Source organism: Plantactinospora sp. ZYX-F-223 (genome assembly GCF_039649625.1).
Lineage (GTDB): Bacteria > Actinomycetota > Actinomycetes > Mycobacteriales > Micromonosporaceae > Plantactinospora.
Genome location: NZ_JBDJAV010000040.1, coordinates 30,810 through 54,875 on the forward strand (window position 1 = coordinate 30,810; position 24,066 = coordinate 54,875).

Genomic DNA, 24,066 nt, shown 5'->3' on the forward strand with positions numbered 1-24,066 from the left:
AGGTCCGGGCCTGAATTGAAATAGCTCCGCTCCTTGGCGCGCCCCGCATCGAGGACGGTAGGAGGCATGGTGGCTGTTGCCCCGGACCCGTCACACGGCGCCGTCTCGCGTCACCGCCGGCGCCGTCTCGACGTCCGGGTGGTACCACATCGCCGCAGGTCCCCCTTTCGGTTGCGGGACTGGCGGATGCGTACCAAGCTGGGCGCCGTCCTCGTGGTCCCGTCGGTCGCGTTCCTGGTGCTCGCCGGAGCGCAGACCAGCGCGTTGGTGAGCCAGGCGGACCTGCTCGACGAGTTCGCCGACCAGGTGGCGGTCGGCCGCGAGATCACGACGCTGGTGCACGAGTTGCAGCGCGAGCGGGACCAGACCGCCGGCGAGCTGGCCGCGCTGAGCACCGGCTCGGCGCCGCCGGTCGAGCCCGGCCGCCCGCTGCCGGCGCTGGAGTCGGTATACCCGGTCGCCGACCGCGCGCTCGACCGGTTCCGAGCGGCGGCGTCGCCGCTGGCCCGGGGTGAGGCGTCCTGGCGGATCTCCTTCGACCGGGTCGACGACGCACTCGACCGGCTGCCGGAGGTGCGGGCCTCGGTGCCGGCGGCCGGCTCCAACCCCGACCCGGTGCTGGCCGAGTACGACCGGACCATCGAGGTGCTGCTGGTGCTGCTGGCCGAGCCCTCGCCCGGCGCGGACCGTGCCGACCTGACCGACGCGGTGCTGCGGTACGTCGAGTTCGCCCAGGTCAAGGAGATCAACTCGCGGATCCGCGGGCAGCTCTACGCCGCCGCCCGGGCCGGCCGGTACGACCAGACCGACCTGGTCACGCTGACCGACCTGCGGGCACAGCAGCTCACCGGCCTCGCCGGCTTCCGGCTCTCGGCCACCGACCGGCAGATCGAGCGGTACGACCAGGTCTCGACCGATCCGAACTTCGTGGCCGCGGTCCGGATGGAGGAGACCACCTTCTCCGCCGGTGGGCGCACCGCCGCCGTGCTCGAACCGGGCCGCTGGTGGACGATCAGCCAGCAGCGCCAGGAGCTGCTCCGGCAGGTCGAGGCGGGTGCGGTCGACGACGCGGTGGCGCTGGCGGACTCCCGCAGCGCCGAGCAGTTGCGCCGGACGCTGCTCACCGCGGTCGGCGTGCTGGGTGTACTGCTGGCCGCCCTGTTCACCTCGATCGCGATCGGCCGCTCCGTTGCCCGGTCGCTGCGGATGCTGCGCGGCCAGGCGTTGCGGGTCGCCCAGGTCGAGCTGCCGGAGACCCTGGAACGGCTGCGTACGGTCGATCCGGTCGCCGCCGAGTTCGAGGTGCCGCCGGCCGACGTCCGGTCGATGGACGAGATCGGCGAGGTGGCCGAGGCCTTCGTGGCGGTGCACCGCAGCGCGGTGACGGTGGCGCTGGAGCAGGCGGTGATGCGCCGACACGTCAACGCCATGTTCGTCAACCTGGCCCGACGCAGCCAGGTGCTGGTCGAGCGGCAGTTGGAGCTGCTGGACGAGCTGGAGCAGGACGAGAGCGACCCGGACCAGCTCGACAACCTGTTCAAGCTGGACCATCTCGCCGCCCGCATGCGCCGTAACGACGACAGCCTGCTGGTGCTGGCCGGCACCGAGGCGACCCGGCGGTGGAACCGTCCGGTACTGCTCGGCACGGTGATGCTGGCCGCGGTCGCCGAGATCGAGCAGTACCAGCGGATCCGGCACGACGTCGCCGACGAGCTGTACGTCGTCGGGCACGCCGTCGCCGACCTGGTGCACCTGCTCGCCGAGCTACTGGAGAACGCCTCGTCGTTCTCCCGCCCGGACACCGTCGTGCAGGTCGACGCCGCCGGGCAACCGGACGGCAGCGTCCGGGTGGAGATCGTCGACCAGGGTCTCGGCATGAGCCCGACCGCGCTGGAGCGGGCCAATCAGGTGCTCGCGGTACCGCCGGCCGCGGACGTCGCGGCATCGGAGCGGATGGGTCTGTTCGTGGTCAGCCACCTGGCCGCCCGGCAGGGCGTCCGGGTCCGGTTGCGGACCACCGGGCAGGGCGGCCTGGTGGCGGCGGTCGTGCTGCCGGCCAGCCTGCTCGCCCCGGCTCCGCCGGCGGATCCGGCCGGCGGCCCGGGACGGCGGATGCTCGAACTCGTCGCGGGTGCGGCGGCCGGCTCGAACGGCACGCGTCCGCCGGCCACGGGCGAGGGCGGCGCCGACGGCGGCCAGCTCCGCCGGACGGGCCGCCGGGAGACACCGACCCGGGCCGAGGACGTGCTCGGGATGGCCGCCGGTGCCGGTTCCGCGCCGTCCAGCACCTGGTGGTCCCGGCAGGGCAGGGGGAGCACGCCGCCGCCGACCAACGCCGCCGGCGCGGCGCCGACCGGGGCGCTGGCCACCGGGAACGCCCCGCCGGCGGTACCGGTGACCGGCGGGACCAACGCCAACGGACTGCCGATCCGAGTGCCGATGGCCCAACTGCGGGCGAAGAACGAGCCGGCCCGATCCAGGCCGCCGGTCCAGCGCGAGGCGCCGGATCCGGAGCAGGTGGGCGGCATGTTGTCCCGGTACTACGGTGGTCTCCGGCGGGCCGAGGCGGAGGACACGATGGTGATACCCATGGCGCCGGCCGGCGCGCGCACCGAAGAGGAGAAGTATTGAGCACGCTCAGTCAAGAGGCACGGGATCTGAACTGGCTGGTGAGCGGGTTCACGGAACGGGTACCCGGGGTGGCGCACGCCATCGTGGTCTCCGCCGACGGACTGCTGGTGGCGGTCTCCGAGCACCTGCCCCGGGACCACGCCGACAAGCTCGCCGCGGTCACCTCCGGGTTGTCCAGCATCACCACCGGGGCCGCGGAGATGTTCGACGGCGACATCGTCAAGCAGACGGTGGTCGAGATGGGTCGGGGCTACTTCCTGGTCATGCAGATCCGGGACGGTTCGATCCTGGCCACCCTCGCCGCCAACGACGCCGATATCGGCGTGGTGGGGTACGAGATGGCGAAGCTGGCCAAGGCGGCCGGTGAGATGCTGACACCGGCGCTGCGGGCCGAACTCCAGCAGGCGCTGCCCCGCTGACCGGCCGCGTCCGGTCGCCGGGGCGACGGTGTGGTGTCGTCTCAGGCCCGCCGGACCTGGCCCAGCCGGCCGAGTTGCGCGTCGAGCTGCCCGGCGAGCCATCGTTCGTACTCGGCGCGTTCCGGGCCGTCCCAGCCCCGGGTGGCGCCTTCGATGCACATGATGAGATAGAGATAGATGGTGTAGAGGGTGAGCCGGCGGCGGGACGTCGTGGTCAGTTCGAGCCGACCGTGTCCGGCGGAGGCGTAGCCGGCGAGGATCTCCGGTTCGTCGTCCAGTTCGCGGAAGAGCGTCATCGAGACCAGTTCGGCCAGCGGGTCGCCGAAGAAGGCCCGTTCGCCGTCGATCAGGCCGGTCACCCGGACGGTGCCGGCAGGATCGGCGGCGACGAAGACGTTGCCGTCCCAGAGGTCGAAGTGCACCAGGGCGGGGCGGCGTACCTCGTCGAGGACGTCGGCGTGCCGGCGCAGCAGGTCGCCGATCCGGTCCGGCGGGGCGGGTAGCGTGCTGCCCAGCCGGAGGGCGTCGGCGAGGATGTCGTCGACCATCGCGCCGAAGGCGGCCCGCCAGGACGGCTGCCAGCTACGGCTGCCGCGCAGCGGATAGCCGTACGCCGGACCGGTGACGGTGTGCAGCCGGGCCGCGTGCGCGGCGATCTCACCGCGTACGGTGGCGAGCTGCGCCGGGGTCAGGTCGTCCCGGCTGCGGTGCAGGTCCGTTCCGGCCACCCGGCTGAGGAAGACGAAGTCGGTGCCGATCAGGTCCCGGTTGAAGTCGGCGTAGACGACCTCGGGTACGGCGGTCACCACCCGGGCGGCCCGGCGGTAGAAGTCGACCTCGGTGCGCATCAGGTCGACCTCGTGGCTGAGCAGCTTCAGCTCGGGTGGCGGGGCGACCTTGAGTACCAGTTCGGTGGTCTCGCCGAGGGTGACGGCGTAGGCCGCGTTGTAGGTGCCGCCGGTCAGTTCCCGCCAGTCGGTGATCCCGGTCCGGTCGCCGAAGCCGCGCCGGACCAGCGACCGGAGTTCGGCCTCGGTGACGTGCCTCCTGGTCGAGCTCTCGTTCTCCATGCGACCCCCTCGGCGGTACGGTCGGGCGGCGGTGCTCACCCGGGTGAACCTCGTCGACCTGGACCGCGCCGCGTCCCGCACCCGCGGCGCCGCCGGACCGCGAGGGGTTGACGAGAGTCCGGTGCTGGCCGGTCGGCCGGCTCGGGGGTCACACGGTGTTGTCGGCGATCACCCGCCGGTACCAGTGCGCGCTGCGCTTGGGGATCCGGCGTTGGGTGGGGAAGTCAATATAGATCAATCCCCATCGCTGTTCATAGCCCTCGTTCCACTCGAAGTTGTCCATCAGCGACCAGACGTGGTAGCTCTCCAGCGGCACGCCGTCGGCGATGGCCCGGTGCGCGGCCGCCAGGTGGTCGCGGAGGAAGGCGATCCGGCCGATGTCGTCCACCGTGCCGTCCCCGGCGAGCAGATCCGGGGTGGGCAGCCCGTTCTCGGTGACGGTGAGCGGCACGTCGCCGTAGTCCCGGGTCACCCGGGTCAGGATGTCGTACATCCCGTCGGGGAAGATCTGCTGCCAGCTCGCCTCCGAGGTCGACCACTTGCGGACCATGCCGCCGTCAGCGGTGACGTAGATCGGCGTGTAGTACTGCACGGCGAGCAGGTCCACCGGAGACGAGATGATCGCCAGGTCGCCGTCCCGGATTCCCCGGACCATCCGGCTGGCCGGGCCCAGGTCGGCCAGCACGTCGGCCGGATAGGCGCCCTTGAAGATGGAGTCCAGGTAGAGCCGGTTCTCGTAACCGTCGTAGAGCCGGGTCGCCTCGGCGACCCCGGGGGCGTCGTCGGCCGGGTAGCAGGGGTGCAGGTTCAGCGCGGGGCCGATCCGGCTGTCGCTGCCGGTGGCGCGCAGCGCGCGTACCGCTAGGCCGTGCGCGAGTTGCAGGTGGTGCGCGACCAGGTAGGCCGCGTCCGGCTCGCGCAGCCCGGGGGCGTGGTGACCCTGGAGGTAGCCGTTCTGCACCACCGTCTTGGGCTCGTTGATGGTCAGCCAGACCGGCACGCTGGGGCCGAGCGCCTCGAAGATCGCCTCGGCGTAGTCGGCGAAGCGGTACGCGACGTCCCGGGACTCCCAGCCGCCGATGTCCTGCAGCGACTGCGGCAGGTCCCAGTGGAAGAGCGTGGCCATCGGGGCGATGCCCCGGTCGTGCAGGCCGTCGACCAGCCGCCGGTAGAAGTCGAGGCCGCGCTGGTTGGGGGCGCCGGTGCCGTCGGCCTGGATGCGTGGCCAGGAGATGGAGAACCGGTACGTCCGCAGCCCGAGCTCCTTCATCAGGTCCAGGTCCTCGACGTACCGGTGGTAGTGGTCGGCGGCGACGTCGCCGGTGTCCCCACCCCGGACCCGTCCCGGGGTGTGGCTGAAGGTGTCCCAGACGGACTCGCCCCGCCCGTCGTCCTTGGCCGCCCCCTCGATCTGGTACGCCGAGGTGGCCGCGCCCCACCCGAAGCCGTCCGGAAAGCGGAGTCCGAGCTGCGCGTCCGGCGCCGTACGTCGCTCGTCGTCGGCCTCGGGGTCGGCGTCGCAACCGGCCAGCGTCGCGCCGGCGGCGGCTGCCGCCGCGGTGCTGGTCGACAGGCGGCCGGCCGGCACGGCACTGGCGGACAACGCGGCGCGGCGCAGCAGATGCCGCCGAGTCAGTACGGACATGCTGTCTCCTCGTGAGTGGGGCCCTCCGCACCACGCCCGGGAGCGCTCCCATACAAGAGCGTAGCGATCTACCGGGCGAGTACGTATGGGATGTTCGGATGGCAATGGCGGGTCTGGGCCTCGTCCATTGCCCGTCCCCACGTGCACCATGACCACGGCGACCGTTCGTCGCGTCGCGACGAGGCCGGTCGCCGTTCGAGGTGCCGATGACGCAGCCGATCGACCGGTTCGGCGTCGAGACGCTGTACCGATGACCGATTTTCCCGTCGTTGGCGGGGGGTTAGTGTGGGGACGGGGAGGGCAACCCCCGTCCCCAGCGTGAGTTACAAACACGCACGAACGGAATTGGCGTCCAGGTCGTGCGTGCCGCGCGGGAGCCGGGCCACGCGAGTGGCTCTGGTTCCACCTCCTTCCGACGGTGGTGAGCTGGCTGACGGCGGAGTCCGGGCTGGCCCGCCCTCAGCCCTGTGGCTGAGCGGTCGGCGGCTACGTACCATTGCCGTAGCTCGCCCAACGGGGAGCGATCGATCCGGGGACCGGGTCCTCGCAGCCTCCGTGGTGGTGCGATCCAAGCTACTTACATCTTCATCAATGGAAGCGCTCCCATCGACGTTGGTTGGACTGTAGCCCGCGTCACGGGTTTGTGAAAGACCCAAAATAAGATCGAAACATCAGGCCAACGTCGACGAAACTCCGTTGTGCTGCCTCGATCGACTCTATGCCCAGGTCAGCGGGCTTATCCGAGCGTCTGTAGTGGAGTCGCGCCGGACTCCACTTGCTGCGGGAGCGCTCCCATGCCACACTGTCGAACTATCGCGGCAGGGAGCCACAAGCCGACGCGATCATGGGCCGCCAGGGCATCCGAGTCTCTCGGTAACGGCGCCCCCGCACAGCTCGGAGCCGCCACGTCCGGCGTCTCCTCCGGCGTCCGCCGACCCCGGTCCGGGACGGGTTGCCCACCACCATTCCGGCGCCTACCCACCCACGCGCATCGCCCCCGCACCACGCGCAGGAGGCGCCCCAGCCGCGGCAGCACCGCGGCCCGGTCCGCGAGGAGAAGTCACGACATGAAGTTGAGGTTAGGAAGACGCCGACTGGCGATGGCCGCCGCCGGCATATTGGTGGTCGGAGGTGTTGCCGTCGTCCCCGGCACCGCCTACGCGGCCCCCGGCTGCGACGTCACCTACACCGCCAACAGCTGGGGCTCCGGATTCAGCGCGTCCGTCACCATCCGGAACGTCGGCGATCCGATGACCAGCTGGAGCCTCGGGTTCACCTTCCCGGGCAACCAGCGGATCACCCAGGGCTGGTCGGCGAACTGGACCCAGTCCGGCGCCAACGTGACCGCGACGAACGTGGCCTGGAACGGCAACCTGGGCACCGGCGCCTCGACCAGCATCGGGTTCAACGGCTCCTACTCGGGGACCAACGCCAACCCGACCGCGTTCACCATCAACGGCAACCCGTGCAACGGCGCCCAGAACACCGCGCCGACCGTTGACATCACCAGCCCGGCCAACGGCGCGACCTTCACCGCACCGGCCGACGTCACCGTCTCGGCCAGCGCGAGCGACGCCGAGGGGCCGGTCGAGCGGGTCGAGTTCTACCGCAACGGCCTGCTGGTCGGCACCGACACCAGCGCGCCGTACAGCTACACCAACAGCGCGCTGCCGGCCGGGTCGTACACCGCACAGGCCAGGGCGTACGACAGCGCCGGGCTGAGCGGCATCGACGAGGTGGCCTTCACCGTCGGCGGCACGACCCAGCCGAGCGTGGTTGTCCCGGCGACGCTCTCGGTGCCCGAGGGCGGCAACGCCGCGCTGAACGTCAAGCTCAGCGCCGCGCCGACCAGCAACGTCACCGTCAACCTGGCCAAGACCGGCGACGCGGACGTGACGCTCGGCGCCAGCACCGCGACGATCACCCCGCAGAACTGGAACACCGGCGTCAACGTCCCGGTCAACGCCGCGCAGGACGCCGACGACACCAACGACACGGCGACCGTCACCGCCAGCGCCAGCGGGCGTACCCCCGGCACCACCCAGGTGACCGTCACCGACGACGAGGGCGGCGGACCGGCCGGCGAGTACGGCGAGGAGTTCCTGGAGCTCTACAACAAGATCAAGGCGCCGGCGAGCGGCTACTTCAGTCCCGAGGGCGTGCCGTACCACTCCGTGGAGACGCTGCTGGTCGAGGCCCCGGACCACGGTCACGAGACCACCTCCGAGGCGTTCAGCTACTGGCTCTTCCTGGAGGCCATGTACGGCCGGACCACCGGTGAGTGGGGACCGTTCAACGACGCCTGGGAGGTCATGGACCGGTACATCATCCCGTCCGAGACCCAGTCGAACTACAACGCCAGCGACCCGGCGGACTACGCCCCGGAGGCGAACCGGCCGGACCTCTACCCGCAGCAGGGCGGCAAGCTCGACTCCAGCGTCCGGGTGGGTCAGGACCCACTCGCCGCCGAGCTCCAGTCCACCTACAACAGCGGCCGGGTGTACGGCATGCACTGGCTGCTCGACGTGGACAACGTCTACGGCTACGGCAAGTGCGGCGACGGCACCACCAAGCCGGCGTACATCAACACCTACCAGCGCGGCCCGCAGGAGTCGGTCTTCGAGACCGTTCCGCACCCCTCCTGCGAGACGTTCCGGCACGGCGGCCCGAACGGCTACCTGCCGATCTTCATCGGTGACTCGTCCTACGCCCAGCAGTGGCGCTACACCAACGCTCCCGACGCCGACGCCCGCGCCGTCCAGGCCGCGTACTGGGCGCTGAAGTGGGCCAAGGAGCAGGGTGCCGAGGGTCAGATCTCGGCCACCATCGCCAACGCCGCCAAGATGGGTGACTACCTGCGCTACGCGATGTACGACAAGTACTTCAAGCAGCCCGGGTGCGCCTCGCCGTCCTGCGCGGCCGGCACCGGCAAGAACAGCTCCGCATACCTGCTCTCCTGGTACTACGCCTGGGGCGGCTCGCAGGGTGGCAGCAGCAGTTGGTCGTGGCGGATCGGCTCCAGCCACAACCACGGCGGCTACCAGAACCCGTTCGCCGCGTACGCCCTCTCCACGGTGTCCGAGCTGACCCCGCGGTCGCCGACCGCGCGGACCGACTGGGCCACCAGCCTCACCCGGCAGATCGACTTCTACACCTGGCTCCAGTCGGCCGACGGCGCGATCGCCGGTGGCGCGACCAACAGCTGGAACGGCGACTACAGCGCCCGCCCGGCCGGCGTGCCGACCTTCTACGGCATGGTGTACGACGTCAAGCCGGTCTACCACGACCCGCCGTCGAACCAGTGGTTCGGCTTCCAGGCGTGGAGCATGGAGCGGGTCGCGGAGTACTACCACGAGAGTGGTGACGCCCGGGCCAAGGCGCTGCTCGACAAGTGGGTCAACTGGGCGCTGGACAACACCACGGTGAACGGTGCGGACTACCAGATCCCGTCGACGCTGAGCTGGAGCGGCCAGCCGGGTGGCAACTGGACCGCCGGCACCACCTCGGTGAACAACAGCAACCTGCGGGTCTCGGTGGTCGACCACACCCAGGACGTCGGCGTCGCGGGTGCCTACGCCCGTACGCTGATCTACTACGGTGCGAAGGCCAACCACACCGAGGCCAAGGAGACCGCGAAGGCCCTGCTCGACGCCGTCCTGCAGCACAAGGACGACAAGGGCGTCGCGGTGCCGGAGACGAAGGCGGACTACAACCGCTTCGACGACACCTACAACTCCAGCACCGGCCAGGGTCTCTACATCCCGTCCGGCTTCACCGGCACCATGCCGAACGGTGACCCGATCAACTCCAACTCCACGTTCCTGAGCATCCGCTCGTTCCTTGAGGACGACCCGGACTGGGACAAGGTGGAGTCGTACCTGAACGGCGGCCCGGTGCCGACCTTCACGTACCACCGCTTCTGGGCGCAGATCGACGTGGCGATGGCGCTGCACGACTACGACCGGCTGATCGGCTGATCCCGGTCACCAGACGGGCCTGATTCCCACGGTCAGGCCAACCGTGGCGGGCCCGGCCGGATTGGCCAACGCAGCGATCCGGCCGGCCCGCCACTCCCGTTCCACTCCGGACAGCACGGGGCGACCACCACCGCCCGCCGGGCGGGCGGCACCAACCGGTGCCGCCCGCCCGGCCTCGTTCTCCGGGGCCGGGACCACTTCCTCCGGCCGTTGCCATGGCGAAGAGTTTCGTGCCGGGACGTGACTAAGACACTGAGTTTCCAGTCAGTCCGGGGTGCCCCTTACGGCAAGACGGAGTATCCTGACCTGAGTGGGAGGGGCCGCTTCCCCCGTGGCGGCCCCTCCCGCTTCTTGCTGTCCGCCCCCTTCCGCCCCCTTGCGCCACTCGCGGATCGAGTGCGGTGTCGGCTATGCCGGGAGCGTCCGATACGGTGTCCGGCGTGCGTGGCCGAAGCGGCATCCTGACAGCCTCCTGGCTGGTCCTGTTGACCGCACTCCAGATCCTCGCGTTCGTCGTGGTCTGGCGGTTCGCCGTCGGCACCGAACAGGGCCAGGTGCTGGACACGATCGCACTGACCGGCAACTCGATCGGGCAACACCGGATCGAGGGCATCGTCGGCGGCGTACTGAACGCGGTCTCCCTGCTGTCGCTGCTGGCCGCCACCGCGGTCATCGGCTTCATCGCGCTGATCCGGGTCCGGATCACGCTGGCGGTGGTGACCGTGCTGCTGATCGTGGGCGCCAACCTCACCACCCAGGCGCTGAAGTCCTTCATCGAGCGACCCGACTTCGATGTTGACGAGGCCCGCGAGGCGGCCGGCAACAGCCTGCCCAGTGGACACACCGCGGTCGCCGCCTCGGTGGCGATCGCCCTGGTCATGGTGCTGCCGCCCCGGGTCCGGGGCTGGGGTGCGCTGGTCGGCGCCGGGTATGCCGCCGCGGCCGGTGTCGCCACCCTGTCGGCCGGCTGGCACCGGCCCAGCGACGCCGTGGCGGCGCTGCTGGTGGTCGGCGCCTGGGCGTCGGCGGCCAGCCTGGTGCTGCTGCTGACCCAACGCGAGACCGCGCAGGTCGCCGCCGCGGACGGCAACCGGCGGGCCGCCGCCGTGTTGGGCGTGGTCGGCCTGGCCCTGCTGCTGGTCGCCGCGGTCGCCCTCGGCTGGACCGACGGCATGCGGTCGACGCCGATCTCCGAGTTCGGCCGACGCCAGCTCCTGATCGCGTACGGCGGCAGCGCGGCGGGGATCGCCGGCACCGCCGCCCTGGTGACAGCCCTGGTACTGGTCACCCTGCACCGGGTGGTGCCCCGATATACCGGCCGAGGCGTCACCGGTCCGGCCGACTAAGAGCTCCTGCCAGAAGTGGCCAGACTACGGGCGGCCGCTGGCGCCGATTCCCACACTCAAAAGTGGTAGGAGTTCTCCTCAAACTCCCTGAGCCGGAACCTCGACACCGAGGGCGGCGAGCTCCCGCCGGCCTTCGGCGGCACGGTCCGGCAACAGCAGGAGCGTGGATGCGCGTTCGAACCGGGCGCCGATCCGCTCCCACCCCGCCACGGCGGCGGTGAGGGCGGCGCTGTCGCCGTAATGGCGGCCTCGGGCGCGGGCGGTGCAGGCGGCGGCCCACGCGCTTTCGTGCCGCTCGGCGGCCGATAGCAGGTCCGGCGCGTCGGGAAGCCCGGCGACGACCGCCAGCTCGGCACCCACCGCACGGGAGTAGGGCGGAGACCAGCTTCGGATGCCGTTGAAGGCCAACCGGACGAGCGCGGCGGCGTCCTCGACCCGCCCGGCGTGTACGGCGAGCCGCGCGTCGACCATCGTCACGAACGTGGAGTGCGCGGGTAGCTCCCCGATGACCTCGATCGCGCGGGAACGCCACAGTGCGTACCCCTCGTCGTCGCCGCGCAGCCCGTGGACGAGGGCGACGGCGGCCATCGGCGGCGACATCGTGCCGGTGCGCGGACGGCCGGCCCGCTGCCAACCGTCCCACGCGGTGCCCGCCATTCGCAGCGCCTCGTCGAAGCGCCCGCTGAGCACCAGCGGGGTGATCAGGAGGGCGGCCGAGTAGTAGGAGCTGCCGGCGAGGTCGTCGTCCATGGTCTGCTGCCCGATCGACAGGGCGGCCGGTAGGTCACCGACGCCGAGGGCGGCCAGGTGGGCCATGCGGTACGTGTCGACGATCTCCGGGGCGGCGTTCGGGTCGTGCCGGGGCATCGCGGGCAGCAGGGCCAACCGTTCGTCCATCACCCGGCGCACATCCGCGCCGCGCCCCGCCACGATGCCGGCAGTGGCCACCGCGTCCAGAGCCGCGCTGGTCAGCACCGGATCGCCGGTGGCCCGGGCGGCTGCCGCAGCGGCCTCGGCGAGTGCCGGGTCCGCCTCGTACCTGTCGGAGGTCGCGGCCCACGCCGCCGCCTCGGCGAGCCGGGCCGCCACCACGGCGTCGCTCGACCCGTCAGCCGCGGACGCGGCCTCGTCGAGGAGGTCACGCAGGCGCTCGTACGGGACCTCCGTGGCGAACCCTGCCGGATGCCGCCGGGCGGTGGTGACCGCCTGCGCCAGCGCGATGGCCGTGGCCCCGTGATCCCCGGCCGCGCGGGCCCGCTCCGCGGCGGCGAGCAGCAGGTCGAAGGGCCGCTGACCGTCGTCGCCGATGGCATGGGAAACGGCGGAGGCGGCGGACAGGTCCGCCGCGGCCTCGCCCGGAGCGGGGGCCAGCTCGGCGGCGGCCCGGTAGTGGCCGAGCGATTCCATCAGGAACCGCCGCGTGTAGGCGAGGTGGGCCAGTGCCCGAGCCAGCCGGTGTGGCAGCTCAGCCGGGCCTTCGGGGGCGGCGGCGAGGGCGGCTCTCAGGTCGTCGGCGACCGCGTCGAACTCTTCGTACCACTCGTCGCCGTCCAGCCTCGTCTCCAGTTCGGTGGCGACGTCCGCCGCCCAGCGCAGGTGCCGGTCCTGGGTCTCCGGCCGCTCGCCCGACGCGTCCAGTTGTTCGGCGGCGAACGCGCGTACCGTCTGCAGCAGTCGCCACCGGGCCGCGCCACCCCGGCGGTGCACGGTGACCAGGCTCTTGTCCGCGAGCCTGCCAAGCACGTCGGCGACCGCACCGCGGGTGCTCCCGGCGGGGCTCACCGCGGCGACGGCGTCGAGGTCGAATGCCCCAGCGAAGGCGGCGAGCCGCCGGAACAGTGCCCGTTCCTCGTCATCGAGCAGGTCGTAGCTCCAGCCGATGACCGCGCGCAGCGAGCGGTGCCGCTCGTCCACACCCCTGCCGCCGGCCACCAGCCGTAGGTGGTCGTCGAGTGCGGCCAGCAACCCGTTCTCGCCCAGGGTGGCGCTGCGTGCCGCAGCCAGCTCGATCGCCAACGGCATGCCGTCCAGCCGCGTGCACAGCTTGGCGACCACCACAGGGTCCGCCGCGAACCCGGGGTCCGCGGCGGTGGCGCGGTCGATGAAGAGTCGCTCGGCGTCGGACTCCAGCGGCAGCGGGCCGAGCGGTACGGCACGCTCGCCCGGTACGCCGAGTCGTTCCCGGCTGGTGGCGAGGATGCGGGTCCCAGGGCAGCCGGCCAGCACCCGCTCCGCGAACGGCGCCACCACGTCGATCACATGCTCGCAGTTGTCCAGCACCAGCAGCGATCGGCCCTCTCCGAGCCGCTCCACCACGGCGTCCTCCAGCGACTGCTGGGGGCGCTCGCTGACGCCGAGCGCGGCGGCAACCGCCTGCGCGACGTACCCACCGCGGGCCGGGACGAGATCGACGAACGCGCCGCCGGAGGGGAAGGAAGGCCCCGCCGCCTCGGCGATCTGGCCCGCCAGCCGCGTCTTTCCCACCCCGCCCGGCCCCACCACGGTCACCAGCCGCGCGCTGCGCAGTGTCTCCATCAGGTGCTCGTGTTCGGCGCTCCTGCCGATGAAGGTGGTGAGCGCTGGTTGCAGGCCGGCCAGCCGCCCTGGCACCGGCGCCCCTGCCTGCGCCTGCACAGCGATTTCGGCGAGCGCCCTCCGATCGGCGACGCCGTACTTGCGTAGCAGCGCGGAGACGTGACTCTCCACAGTCCGTACGGAGATGTGCAGCCTGCCGGCGATGTCGGCGTTGGACAGGCGCGCGCCGAGCATGACGAGTACCTCGATCTCTCGCTTCGACGCTCCGGCGGGATACGCGACGGTCATCGCACCATCATGCCTGACTCCGGGGTCAGGTATTGGTGCTCCAATGGGTGGTGGAATACGTGGTCGCCACTGATGCCCGTGCCGTCCCCGTGCTGGAGGCTCTATCTCAGGTCACCGAAGCACCCGGGAGGCACATATGGGACGCATTGTTTTGTCCATCTTCACGACCGCCGACGGGGTCGTCGATGACCCGCAGCGGTTCACCTTCCAGTTCGTCAGCGAGGACTCCATGCGAACCGGGCTGGAGCAGCTCCGGGCCGCCGACGCGTTGCTGCTCGGCCGGGCCACCTACGAGGGGTTCGCTGCCTCTTGGCCGAACATGACCGACGAGGCCGGTTTCGCCGACAAGATGAATAACATGCCCAAGTACGTCGTCTCGACGACGCTGAAGCGGGGCGAGTGGAACAACACCACCGTCATCAGCGAGAACGTCGCTGAGACGATCGCGAAGCTGAAGGCCGAGCTGGATGGCGACATCCTGATCTACGGCAGTGTCGCACTGGTCAGGTGGCTGCTGCGCAACGAGCTCCTCGACGAACTGCGCCTGGTCACCTACCCCGTCGTGATGGGCGGTGGGGTGCGCCTCTTCGAAGAGTCGGGCGGGCCGATGGTCCTTCGGCTGGTCGGCACGCAGGCGTTCGACTCGGGCGTGGTCGTGTTGACCTACACCCCCAGCCAGGACGACCTCGTCGGGTGGGGGCAGGAGTCCTGAGGCTCCTGTCGGTGAAGGGTGACCGAGGCGGCATGCCGGCAGGATCCGGATGTACGACGAGACACAACTGATCGACGCAGATCGAGCTGGATACCGACCCCCGCTCTTGACGAACGGTGATGAAGGAGAAGACCGTGAGTGACAGTGTTACGCAGTACATCAACAAGGCACAGCCGTGGCAGACCGATGTGTGCGAGAAACTACGTACGATGGTCGGCCAGACCGTTCCAGGTGTCGAGGAGCGGCTCCAGTACGGCAAGCCGCACTACCTCAAGAACGGGCACTACGCGGCTGTCATCGCGGTGGCCAAGGCCAAGGTCTCGTTCATGGTGTTCAACGCGACGGACATCCCAGAGGTCAAGGGACTCCTTCGGGCATTGGGCAACGGTGAACGCAAAGCCGTCGACATCAAAGAAGGGCAGGACGTCGACTACGCCGCACTCGCCAGCATCCTGGCAAAGACCACGACCGCCCTGTAGCTGGCAGAGTATGCGGTTTGGCCGAGGAGCGGCGCAGGGGCAACGTGACCGACCGCCTGCTGCGGGCGACGCTCGACCCCGGCCTCCCGCCGGCAGGCCGGGTGCGGGTGACTGCACCCGGCCTGCCGCCGATTGCGGGCACGGTGGATGTCGTCAATCCACATCCTCGCCGTACGCAGGCACGACGCGCGGGCGCAGCACTTACCGTCCCTCGGCGAACCGGGCGGGAATGAGCAGGAGCGATGGGCGCTCGTACCTTGCGTCGATGCGCGCTTGTAACCTGACGACGTGCGGGTGGTCGAGGTGTTCCGGGGCGAAGCCGTCCGGCTCGCCGAGGTGCTGGCCGGGCTCACCGAGCCGGAGTTCGCCCGACCGACGCAATGTCCACCGTGGGACGTACGGGAGCTGGCCGCGCACGTGAGCACCGGGGCCGGCCGGGTGGTCGGGATGCTGGCCGAACCGGCGCCGCCGCGCGCCGAGGTCGACGCCGCCGCGTACTTCGGGCCGGCGAAGTTCACTCCGGAGACCGACGCGGCTCGGATCGACACGGCCCGCCGGGAGGGCGCCGGGTTCGGCAGCGGACACGAGCTGGCCGAGGAGTTCGCGCGGACCTGGCGCGGCGCGTACGCGGCCAGCCTCGCGGCGCCGCCCGGGCGGCTGGTCCGGACCCGGCACGGCGACCCGATGACCCTGGACGAGTTCCTGGTAACCCGGGTGGTGGAGTTGGGGCTGCACGGACTGGACCTGGCCGCCGCGCTGGACCGGGAGCCGTGGCTGACCGAACCGGCCGGTGAGATGATCGCCGGGCTGCTGACCCGGGCGGCCGGCCCGGCGGCCGTCGGGCTCGCCGAGGAGCTTCGCTGGGACCGGCTGACCCTGATCGGCAAGGCCACCGGCCGCCGGCCGCTGACCGGCCGGGACCGGGCCGAACTCGACCGGCGCGGGGTGCGCTGGCTCGCCTTCGGCTGACCGGGATCCGGTCCGGCCGGCGGCGTCCGGCATGGCGCCGGCCCGCCTCGGGCCGCCACGCACCGCCTCAGCTCGTCACCAACCGAGGGCGGGCAGCTCGGCGCGACGTACATCCGGGGGGCAGCGCGGACCGGACGGGAGAGAAAGCCGCCGCACCCGCGTCCTTCGAATCCCACCGCGCGCCGGTTGGACGCCGTCCGCCTGCGGAAACTGCCAAGGCCCGGAAAATCCGGCCAGCGGCGGCACACTGCTCGACTCCTCCGAGCAACGTATTAGATCTGACTGTCGTCCTTATAGGCGTCGGAGCGCCGCTTGGGAGGATGATCATGATTTGTTCGGAGTCGTCCCGCGTTGCGGACCCGCCGGTTGCCCCGGCTCCGGTCGCCGGGGAGTGCTGATTGGACGCGGCGACGAGCGACGGCCAGACGGCCGACGTACCCGATTCCCCGGCGCCGGCCCGGCGGCGGGGGCGACGGCGGGCGTTACGCCTGGGACTGGTCGGCGTGCTCGTGACGGTGCTGGGCGCGGCGTCAGTGGTCGGGGTGCATCGGTGGCGGGCCGTGACCGGCGCACCGCCGGTCGAGCCCGACCGGGTCGCCTGGGCGCTGCTCGACCTGCGCACCAGGACGCTGCGAACCTCGGCCGAGGCGACGCAGACCTACACCGCCGAATCGATGATCAAGGTATGGATAGCCGCCGACGACCTGCGTCGGCTCGCCGAGCGCGACATCCGGCCGCACCCCGACGAGATCGCGGCGCTCTCCGCGATGATCCGGGACAGTGACGACCACGCCGCCGAGGTGATCTACCAGCGGAACGGCGAGGACGCCGTCATCGAACGCCTGATCACGATCTGCGGACTCACCGAGACGACGGTACGGCCCGGCTGGTGGTCGCTCACCCGGATGACGGCCCGGGACGCCGCCCGGATGGGCGGCTGCGTGGCCGACGGCCGCGCCGCTGGTCAGAGGTGGACCAGATGGGTACTCGACCAGATGCGGCGGGTGCGGGGTGAGGGCTACTTCGGAATCGTCTCGGCACTGCCGCGCGCGGAGCGGGCCGGGCTGGCCATCAAGAACGGCTGGACGCTGCACGTGAACGAGGGGCGGTGGGCGGTCAACTGTCTGGCCGTCTCGGCCCGCTGGGTGCTGGTGGTGCAGACCGGCTATTCGACCGCCCGGGGCGGTCTCGACCACGGCGGCCGGACCTGCACCGAGGTGGCGCGCCAGGTGCTTGCGCCGGCCACCGGTCCGGTCGGGACGCCGGCCGGGGTGAGCGCCGACGCGCTCGGCCGGTCCGGGAACGCCCGGTGAGGGGGATGGCCGCGCTGGGCCGCAGCCTGCGTGGACTGCTGACCCGGATCGTCGTCCGGCACCCCCGGCGATGGCTGCGCTGGGGGAGCCTTCTCCTCGTCCTGCTGCTGCTCGGCTCCGGCGGACTGGGCTGGTACGTCCGGTCGATCCCGCTGCCGGACGACCCCAGGCCGGTGCAGGCGTCGATCCTCTACTACCGGGACGGGCGGACCATCCTGGCCCGGGTGGGCGTCGCCGACCGCACCGACGTGCCGCTGGCCCAGGTGCCGACACCGGTCCGCCGGGCCGTGCTGGCCGCCGAGGACCGGGACTTCTACCAGCACTCCGGCGTCTCCGCCCGGGGCGTCGCGCGGGCGATCTGGGCCGGCCTCACCGACGGCGGGACCCAGGGCGCCTCCACCATCACCCAGCAGTACGCCCGCAACGCGTACCTCAGCCAGGAGGTGACCGCCGACCGGAAGGCGAAGGAGGCGGTGCTCGCCGCCAAGCTGGAACGCCGGTACGCCAAGGACGCCATCCTGGAGCGGTACCTGAACACCATCTACTTCGGACGCGGCGCGTACGGCATCCAGGCCGCGGCCGGGGCCTACTTCGGGGTCACCGTCGACCGGCTCAGCCCGCAGCAGGGCGCTGTGCTGGCGGCGCTGATCAAGGACCCGTGGCGGTTCGACCCGGCGGTGGACGGGGCCGCGGCGCGGGACCGATGGCTCTGGATCATGCGGGCGATGGAGTCGCTGGGCTGGGCGGAGCCGGGCGCCGCCGCCGTGCCGTATCCGGCGGTGGCCGATCGGTCGCCGACCCGGGATGCCCTGAGCGGCCCGCTGGGGCTGGTCGTCGACGCGGTGGAGAGCGAACTCGCCGAGCGGGGGATCGGACGCCAGGTGCTGCACACCGGCGGGTTGCGGGTGGTCACCACCCTGGACGCCACCGCGCAGACCGCGGCTGTCCGCAAGGTCACCCGGGCCCTGGCCGAGCAGCCGTTCGGACTTCGGGCGGCGTTGGTGGCGATCGACCCCCGGACCGGCGGGATTGCCGCCTACTACGGCGGCGACCGGGGCAGCGGCTACTTCGACGACGCGTTGGCGCCCCGGCCACCCGCCTCGACGTTCAAGCCACTGGTGCTGGCCGAGGCGCTCAACCAGGGCATCTCCTACCGGTCGCGGTGGGACGGGAGCAGCCCCCGCCAGTTCGCCGACCGGTACGGGGTCCCGCTGGTCAACCGTCGCGACCTGCAATGCGCCGACTGTCCACTCGACCGGGCAATGGAACTGTCGCTGAACACGCCGTACTACGCCCTCGCCGGGCGGGTCGGGCCGGACCGGGTACGCCGGCTGGCCCAGGCGATGGGCGTGCCGGCCCGGTACGGTGACCGGCCCACCCTGGTGGACGCCGCCAACGAGCCGGCGCCGGGGCGTACCCGGTCGGACATCGCGCTCGGCCGCTACCCGGTCGCCCCGGCCGACGTCGCGACCGTGTTCGCATCGCTGGCCAGCCAGGGTGAACGGCGCGAGCGGCACTTCGTCGCGTCCGTCGACGACATCCGCGGCCAACGCCGCTACACCGCGAAGCCGGCGGGGGTCCGGGTGCTCGCTCCGGCGGTCGCCGCCGACGTCGGCGCCGTGCTGCGCGGTGTGCTCGATCACCACGGCGGCGTACCCGGCCGGCCTGCTGCCGGCAAGACCGGCACCCAGCAGTACGGCGACACCGTGGACGTGCAGGACGCCTGGATGGCCGGCTACACCCCGCAGCTCGCCGCCGTGGTCTGGTTGGGACGGAGTACCCCCGGACCGGTTCGGGACGTACGTGAGCGACCGATCAACGGTGAGGACCTGCCGCTGGAGCTGTGGCGGGAGTTCCTCGTGGCGGCCCTCGCCGGCACGCCCGCCGTGCCGCTGCCGGCGCCGGCCCGACTCGGCAGCACGGACGTCGGCGACGCGGCGAAACCACAGGCGCAGGCACCGGTGCGTACTCCGGAGCGGGCGGAACGGGCATCGAAGCCGCCGGCCCCGCCCACGCCCACCCCGGACGAAAGCGTCAAGCCCTCCGGCCGGCCGCCCTCGTCGCCGACCGCCGGCGGGCCGCCGAGCGGCAGATCCGGCGCCACCGACGCCTCGCCCGGCCGTGAAACCGACGGCAAGCCCTCGGCCGTCGGCCTCACGACGTGGCTCGGACGCCCATTCGGGACTGGGCCCGTAGGCCCATTCGGGACTGGGCCCGTGGGTGGGCGACGTGGTTCGGACGCCCGCTCAGGACTGGGCGCGCAGGTGGGCCAGCACGACGGGGTCGATCCTGGCCGGCACCAGCCGCTCCTCCAGGTTCTCCACGCCGGCCCAGGCGGCGAGCCGCGCCTCCACCGCCGCACCGTCGCCCGGATGACCGACCCCGGCGAGCAGCCGCGACACCTCGTCGGCGAGGTCACCGGTCAGGTCGAGCAGCGTCTCCGGGTCGGGGCGCTCGAAGAGCATCCGGTGCACGTCCAGCAGCCGGGCCAGCTCGGTCACCGGGTCGGGGTGGTCGTCCACCCGCAGGTCCACCACGACGTCGCTGCCGCCGCCGTACCCGCCGCCGCGACCGACGACCAGCAGAGCGGCGCTCTGCCGGCCACGCCGGTCGCCGCCGGCCAGGTCGCCGGCCCGCAGTGCCCCGAGCAGCCGGTCCGGGAAGCGCTGGCCGGCACCGCCCAGCCAGGCGTCCCGCATCTCGTCGACGACCTGCGGCCCGACCAGGATGTTGCCCTGGGCTGCCCAGCCGGTGCCGGCCTGCCCACCGGCCCAGTCGTGGCAGTCGGCGCCGGTGTAGGTGGCGGCCGTACCCTCCGCGTCGACGATGCCGAGCTGCCGGTGCGTACGGGCGGGGTCGGCGGCGACCAGCCCGGCCAGCACGTCGGCCGCGGCCAGACCGGTACGCAGGAACGCCAGCCCCTGCGGCCGGTAGGCCAGGTTGGCGTGTGCCTGGGTGGCCAGGGCTCCCACCTCGGCCTCGGCGGCCGGCACCAGGGCACCGACACCGAGGAACTTGCTCGCGACCGCGACCCCGTGCAGCCGGCCGTCGTCGGATCGCGCCACGATCGAGAAGGTCACCGGCAGAGGCTACAAGAAGGGCACGCTCGGTTGCTCGGACCTGAGCGAGCGGGCACCATCGACCGGTGACCACACGCTGGGGAATGACCGTGCCGCTGGGCGGCGTACCGCTCGACGGACACGACGCTATCTACGCCGCGCTCGCCGAGGCGGGTTTCACGGACCTGTGGTCCTCCGAGGTGGCCGGCAGCGACGCGTTCACCCCGCTGGCCCTCGCCGCCGCCTGGCAGCCGGCGCTGCGGTTGGGCACCGCGGTCGCGCCGGTCTTCACCCGAGGTCCCGGGCTGCTGGCGATGAGCGCGGCGGCGCTGGCCGAGGCCGCCCCCGGCCGGTTCTCGCTCGGGATCGGCGCCTCGTCACCGGTGCTGGTGCAGGACTGGAACGCGACGCGGTTCACCGAACCGTTCCGGCGCAGCCGGGACGTGCTGCGTTTCCTGCGGGCGGCGCTGCGGGGCGAGACGGTCGACGAGGTCTACGACACCTTCACCGTGCGGCGGTTCCGGTTGGAGCGGCCGCCGGCCGTACCGCCGCCGATCCTGTTGGCCGCGCTGCGACCCCGGATGCTGCGGCTGGCCGGTGCCGAAGCGGACGGGACGATCCTCAACTGGCTGGCCGACGACGACGTGCCGAAGGTGCTCGCCGAGCTGGGGGAGCGCCGGCCCGGCTTCGAGGTGGCCGCCCGGATCTTCGTCTGTCCGACCGAGGACGCCGGGTACGCCCGGACCTTCGCCCGCCGCCTGATCGCCACCTACCTGACCGTCCCGGCGTACGCGGAGTTCCACCGCTGGCTCGGAAGGGAACCGGTGATCGCGCCGATGTGGCGGGCCTGGGCGGCCGGTGACCGCCGGGGTGCTGGCGAGCTGATCCCGGACGAGCTGGTCGACGCCCTGGTCGTGCACGGCAGCCTTGAGACGTGCCGGGCCCGCGTCGAGCGGTACGTGGCGGCCGGAGTCGATGTTCCGGTGCTGGCCCTGCTGCCCACCCCGGAGGTGGCGACCGGTGGCGCCGCCGCGCTGACCACGCTGATCGCGCAGCTCGGCCCGGCGACCCTGCCCCCGGGCTGACCCCGACTCGGACGGCCGGCCGGCGTCGCGCGCCTTGGCGGCAGCGGTGCTGCACCGGTCTCTGGCGGATCGGGCGGCCGTCCGGGCTCCGGCTGTCGGTGGAGTAGTCCTCGGGTGCCGGCTGTCGGCGGGACGGTTGTCGGACGCCGGGTGCTGGCGGGACAGGCGTCGGTCGCCGACCTGCCGCTCGGGGCTGGCCCGACCCGGAGGGCTGGTCAGCGCCGCCAGCGGAGTGGGCCGGGGTGCAGCGACCAGAGCACCCGACGCCACCACGGCCGGTCGGCGCGGAGTTCCGCCGCGTACGCCACCGCCAGCTCGCCGGCCCGCCGGGCCTGGTCGTCGGTGGCGTTGCCGGGCGCGAACGCGGCCAGGTTGACCAGCGCGGCCAGGTCGTCGACCGGCGGTGTCGCCGGGCGGAGTGCGCCGCGCTGGCCCGGCTGTTCCGGTCCGCCGCCGCCGTCCGGCTCCCGCTCCGCCACACCGTGCAGCGTGGACCGGGCGTGCTCGGCGACCTCGGTGGCGGCCAGGTGATCCGGCACGGGTCTGCCGGCCAGGCGCAACGCGTCGGTCACCTCCCGCCAGGCTCCGGCGATCCGCTGCGCCGGCGGCCCCTCGGCGAGCCGGCGGCGACGCTGGGACCGGCGCAGGCCGACGACCAGGGTGGCCAGCCCGGCGAGCAGGAGCAGCAGACCGCCGGTACCGCCGCCGACCAGGACGGGAGTGCCGAGGCCGCCACCCCGGCCCGGGGCCGCCTGCGGATCCGGGGTACCGCTCGGCGTGGCCGCCGGGCTCTGCGTCGCCTCGTCCGGCGGCGGGGTGGGATCCTCCGGCTCGGGCTTGAAGTCCTGCTCGACCGGCTTGGGGCGGGTGTTCGGCTTCGGCAGCGGGTCGAACGCCACCCAGCCGAGGCCGTCGAAGAGCACCTCCGGCCAGGCGAGGGCGTCCGCGCCGCGTACCGGTCCGGTGCCGGTCGGCGACTGGAAGCCGACCACCACCCTGGTGGGCAGCCCGGTCATCCGGCCGAGTACGGCGAACGCGGCGGCGAACTGCTCCGACGTGCCCCGCTGCCCGCCACCGTTGACCGGGCCGAAGAGGAAGAAGTTGAGGTTGGGATAGGCGTGCCCGCTGGGCGCGTCGGCGACCACCCGGTAGTGCTCGGCGAGGAACGTCTCGATCGCGTCGGCCCGGGCGTACGGCGCGCCGTTCTCCTCGGCGAGCTGCGCGGCGAGCTGCTGCATCTGCTCCGGCGCGCCGGGCTCGACCCTGAGGAACCGGGCCACCTCGTCGCCGGCCGGCACGTTCGCCGAGGGCAGCAGGCTGTAGTCGGGACTCTCCTGTCGGGAGGTGACCGAGTAGGTCAATCCGGTCGTCAGTCCCTCCGGCCGGATCAGCGTCCCGCTGTCCTGGTCGTACGCCACCCGGGCGCCGGTCACCTCGCGCGGGGTGGGTACCGCCGGCAGCAGCCGACCGGTCAGGCTGTCGATGGTGATCTGCTGCACCACCTGCTTCACCCGGGCGTCCGGCAGCGACTCCGGCTGGGGCAGCACCCGGCCCGCGTTCCGGTACGTCGCGCCGACCCGCCAGGTCACCCCGTCGTAGTCGCCGAGCACGGCGAGCCGGATCCGCTGGCCGGGCGGCGGGCCGTCCTCCTCGACGGCCGGCTCCTCGCCGTCACCGGTCGGGCTCGGCGCGGCGGTGCCGGGCGGTTGCGGCCCATCCGCCCCGACGGTCGCCACGTCGAGCAGCTTCTGGTCCGGGTTCAGCGCCCAGCCGGAGATCCGGATCAGCGGATTCTCGTCGAGGCTGTCCACCTGGGGCGGTTGGACGTAGCGGCGCGGGTCGACCGGGGTGGTGCCGACCTGCCGGGCCACCACGGGCGCCACCAGGGCGGCGATCCCGAGTACCACGACCAGGCCCAACGCGGTGCTGGCGAGGGTGCGGGCCCGCAGCGCGGCCCGGACTCCGGGAGCCAGGTCGCCGCCCGGGTCGGGGCCGCCGCCGCGCTCCGGGCGGGCCGGCCGTCCACCGGCGGCCAGCGCCAGCGCACCGGCGGCGGCGAACGCGACCGTCAGCCAGGGCGTCGAATCGGCGTTCGGGCCGACCACGTAGAGCGCGCCCGCGTACAGGGCGGCGGGGGCGGTCAGGCCGAGCAGCACCCGGTCGGCCCGGACGCCGACCTCGGCACCGGCCAGCCCGGCCAGCCAGGCCGCGACCAGCGGCACGATCACGGTGTCCGGCATCGGCTCGACCGGGATCAGCGCGGTGAGCAGCCGGGGAATGCCGTTGCGGGCGGCGTCCGCCGTGATGTCGCCGAGCGACCCGGGCAGGTCGGCCCGGCGCGCGGTGAACCAGAGCGCGGCGGTGGTGTAGCCGAGCAGGGCCAGCACCGAGAGCGGGGCGACCAGCCAGGACGGCAGTCGCCGGGCGGCCAGGCTCACCCCGACCGAGCCGACCGCCGCACCGAGGACGAGCTGGCCGAGCAGCGGGTCGGCGTACACCCCGCCGAGTACGGCGCCGGCCATGCCGATCATCGCCACC

The 24,066-nt window shown here is 72.5% G+C and carries 14 protein-coding genes and 1 pseudogene; 10 read left to right on the forward strand and 5 right to left on the reverse strand.

What is annotated here, in order from left to right; all coding sequences use genetic code 11:
• The first annotated feature begins 186 nt into the window (after positions 1–186).
• Positions 187–2,631 (forward strand): nitrate- and nitrite sensing domain-containing protein, encoded by a 2,445-nt coding sequence (locus tag AAH979_RS32070; RefSeq protein WP_346261881.1) that lies wholly within the window; start codon positions 187–189, stop codon positions 2,629–2,631.
• Positions 2,628–3,050, forward strand: a complete 423-nt coding sequence (locus AAH979_RS32075; RefSeq protein WP_130462551.1) for a roadblock/LC7 domain-containing protein — start codon at positions 2,628–2,630, stop codon at positions 3,048–3,050. The genes AAH979_RS32070 and AAH979_RS32075 overlap by 4 nt, the downstream gene beginning before the upstream one ends.
• A 41-nt stretch (positions 3,051–3,091) precedes the next feature.
• Here the strand turns inward: AAH979_RS32075 and AAH979_RS32080 are convergent, their stop codons facing one another.
• Both AAH979_RS32080 and AAH979_RS32085 read right to left on the reverse strand, forming a co-directional pair.
• Positions 3,092–4,120, reverse strand: a complete 1,029-nt coding sequence (locus tag AAH979_RS32080) for a phosphotransferase (RefSeq protein ID WP_346261882.1) — start codon at positions 4,118–4,120, stop codon at positions 3,092–3,094.
• A gap of 148 nt (positions 4,121–4,268) precedes the next feature.
• The gene (locus AAH979_RS32085; protein WP_346261883.1) at positions 4,269–5,765 is read right to left on the reverse strand and encodes a GH1 family beta-glucosidase; all 1,497 of its coding nucleotides are present in this window, start codon (positions 5,763–5,765) and stop codon (positions 4,269–4,271) included.
• A 1,067-nt stretch (positions 5,766–6,832) separates the two neighbouring features.
• On the opposite strand from AAH979_RS32085, the gene AAH979_RS32090 reads away from it, so the two are divergent.
• Together AAH979_RS32090 and AAH979_RS32095 are read left to right on the forward strand one after the other, a co-directional pair.
• The gene (locus tag AAH979_RS32090; protein ID WP_346261884.1) at positions 6,833–9,742 is read left to right on the forward strand and encodes a glycoside hydrolase family 48 protein; all 2,910 of its coding nucleotides are present in this window, start codon (positions 6,833–6,835) and stop codon (positions 9,740–9,742) included.
• A 458-nt stretch (positions 9,743–10,200) separates the two neighbouring features.
• Positions 10,201–11,088, forward strand: coding sequence for a phosphatase PAP2 family protein (locus AAH979_RS32095; RefSeq protein ID WP_346261909.1), 888 nt, complete (start codon positions 10,201–10,203; stop codon positions 11,086–11,088).
• Positions 11,089–11,166: 78 nt separating this feature from the next.
• Here AAH979_RS32095 and AAH979_RS32100 read toward each other — a convergent pair whose 3' ends face one another.
• On the reverse strand, positions 11,167–13,911 hold the full coding sequence (locus AAH979_RS32100) for a LuxR C-terminal-related transcriptional regulator (RefSeq protein WP_346261885.1): 2,745 nt from the start codon (positions 13,909–13,911) through the stop codon (positions 11,167–11,169).
• A 136-nt stretch (positions 13,912–14,047) separates the two neighbouring features.
• Between AAH979_RS32100 and AAH979_RS32105 the strand changes: the two genes are divergently transcribed.
• The 5 genes and pseudogenes from AAH979_RS32105 to AAH979_RS32125 all read left to right on the forward strand — a co-directional run.
• Complete coding sequence (locus tag AAH979_RS32105; protein ID WP_346261886.1) at positions 14,048–14,623, forward strand: dihydrofolate reductase family protein; 576 nt, start codon at positions 14,048–14,050, stop codon at positions 14,621–14,623.
• Between the two features lie 134 nt (positions 14,624–14,757).
• Complete coding sequence (locus AAH979_RS32110) at positions 14,758–15,102, forward strand: DUF1801 domain-containing protein (RefSeq protein WP_346261887.1); 345 nt, start codon at positions 14,758–14,760, stop codon at positions 15,100–15,102.
• A 288-nt stretch (positions 15,103–15,390) separates the two neighbouring features.
• Positions 15,391–16,071, forward strand: a complete 681-nt coding sequence (locus AAH979_RS32115; RefSeq protein WP_346261888.1) for a maleylpyruvate isomerase N-terminal domain-containing protein — start codon at positions 15,391–15,393, stop codon at positions 16,069–16,071.
• Positions 16,072–16,469: 398 nt separating this feature from the next.
• The gene (locus AAH979_RS32120; RefSeq protein WP_346261889.1) at positions 16,470–17,384 is read left to right on the forward strand and encodes a serine hydrolase; all 915 of its coding nucleotides are present in this window, start codon (positions 16,470–16,472) and stop codon (positions 17,382–17,384) included.
• A 5-nt stretch (positions 17,385–17,389) separates the two neighbouring features.
• A pseudogene (locus AAH979_RS32125) lies at positions 17,390–19,126 on the forward strand (transglycosylase domain-containing protein); the annotation flags it as partial.
• A gap of 504 nt (positions 19,127–19,630) precedes the next feature.
• On the opposite strand, the gene AAH979_RS32130 reads toward AAH979_RS32125, so the two are convergent.
• On the reverse strand, positions 19,631–20,464 hold the full coding sequence (locus AAH979_RS32130) for a DUF1028 domain-containing protein (protein WP_346261910.1): 834 nt from the start codon (positions 20,462–20,464) through the stop codon (positions 19,631–19,633).
• Positions 20,465–20,547: 83 nt separating this feature from the next.
• Here AAH979_RS32130 and AAH979_RS32135 point away from each other — a divergent pair, with 83 nt between their 5' ends.
• Positions 20,548–21,528 carry an LLM class F420-dependent oxidoreductase gene (locus AAH979_RS32135; protein ID WP_346261911.1) on the forward strand — a complete coding sequence of 327 codons (981 nt, stop codon included), beginning with the start codon at positions 20,548–20,550 and terminating at the stop codon, positions 21,526–21,528.
• Positions 21,529–21,743: 215 nt separating this feature from the next.
• Here the strand turns inward: AAH979_RS32135 and AAH979_RS32140 are convergent, their stop codons facing one another.
• On the reverse strand, positions 21,744–24,059 hold the full coding sequence (locus AAH979_RS32140) for a transglutaminaseTgpA domain-containing protein (RefSeq protein WP_346261912.1): 2,316 nt from the start codon (positions 24,057–24,059) through the stop codon (positions 21,744–21,746).
• Between the last annotated feature and the right edge of the window lie 7 nt (positions 24,060–24,066).

Bases quoted from the DNA above. Each gene is read 5' to 3' on its own strand.
- AAH979_RS32070 (WP_346261881.1), top strand. From the start codon at position 187: ATGCGTACCAAGCTGGGCGCCGTCCTCGTGGTCCCGTCGGTCGCGTTC.
- AAH979_RS32080 (WP_346261882.1), bottom strand. From the start codon at position 4,120: ATGGAGAACGAGAGCTCGACCAGGAGGCACGTCACCGAGGCCGAACTC.
- AAH979_RS32085 (WP_346261883.1), bottom strand. From the start codon at position 5,765: ATGTCCGTACTGACTCGGCGGCATCTGCTGCGCCGCGCCGCGTTGTCC.
- AAH979_RS32090 (WP_346261884.1), top strand. From the start codon at position 6,833: ATGAAGTTGAGGTTAGGAAGACGCCGACTGGCGATGGCCGCCGCCGGC.
- AAH979_RS32100 (WP_346261885.1), bottom strand. From the start codon at position 13,911: ATGACCGTCGCGTATCCCGCCGGAGCGTCGAAGCGAGAGATCGAGGTA.
- AAH979_RS32105 (WP_346261886.1), top strand. From the start codon at position 14,048: ATGGGACGCATTGTTTTGTCCATCTTCACGACCGCCGACGGGGTCGTC.
- AAH979_RS32135 (WP_346261911.1), top strand. From the start codon at position 20,548: ATGACCGTGCCGCTGGGCGGCGTACCGCTCGACGGACACGACGCTATC.
- AAH979_RS32140 (WP_346261912.1), bottom strand. From the start codon at position 24,059: ATGATCGGCATGGCCGGCGCCGTACTCGGCGGGGTGTACGCCGACCCG.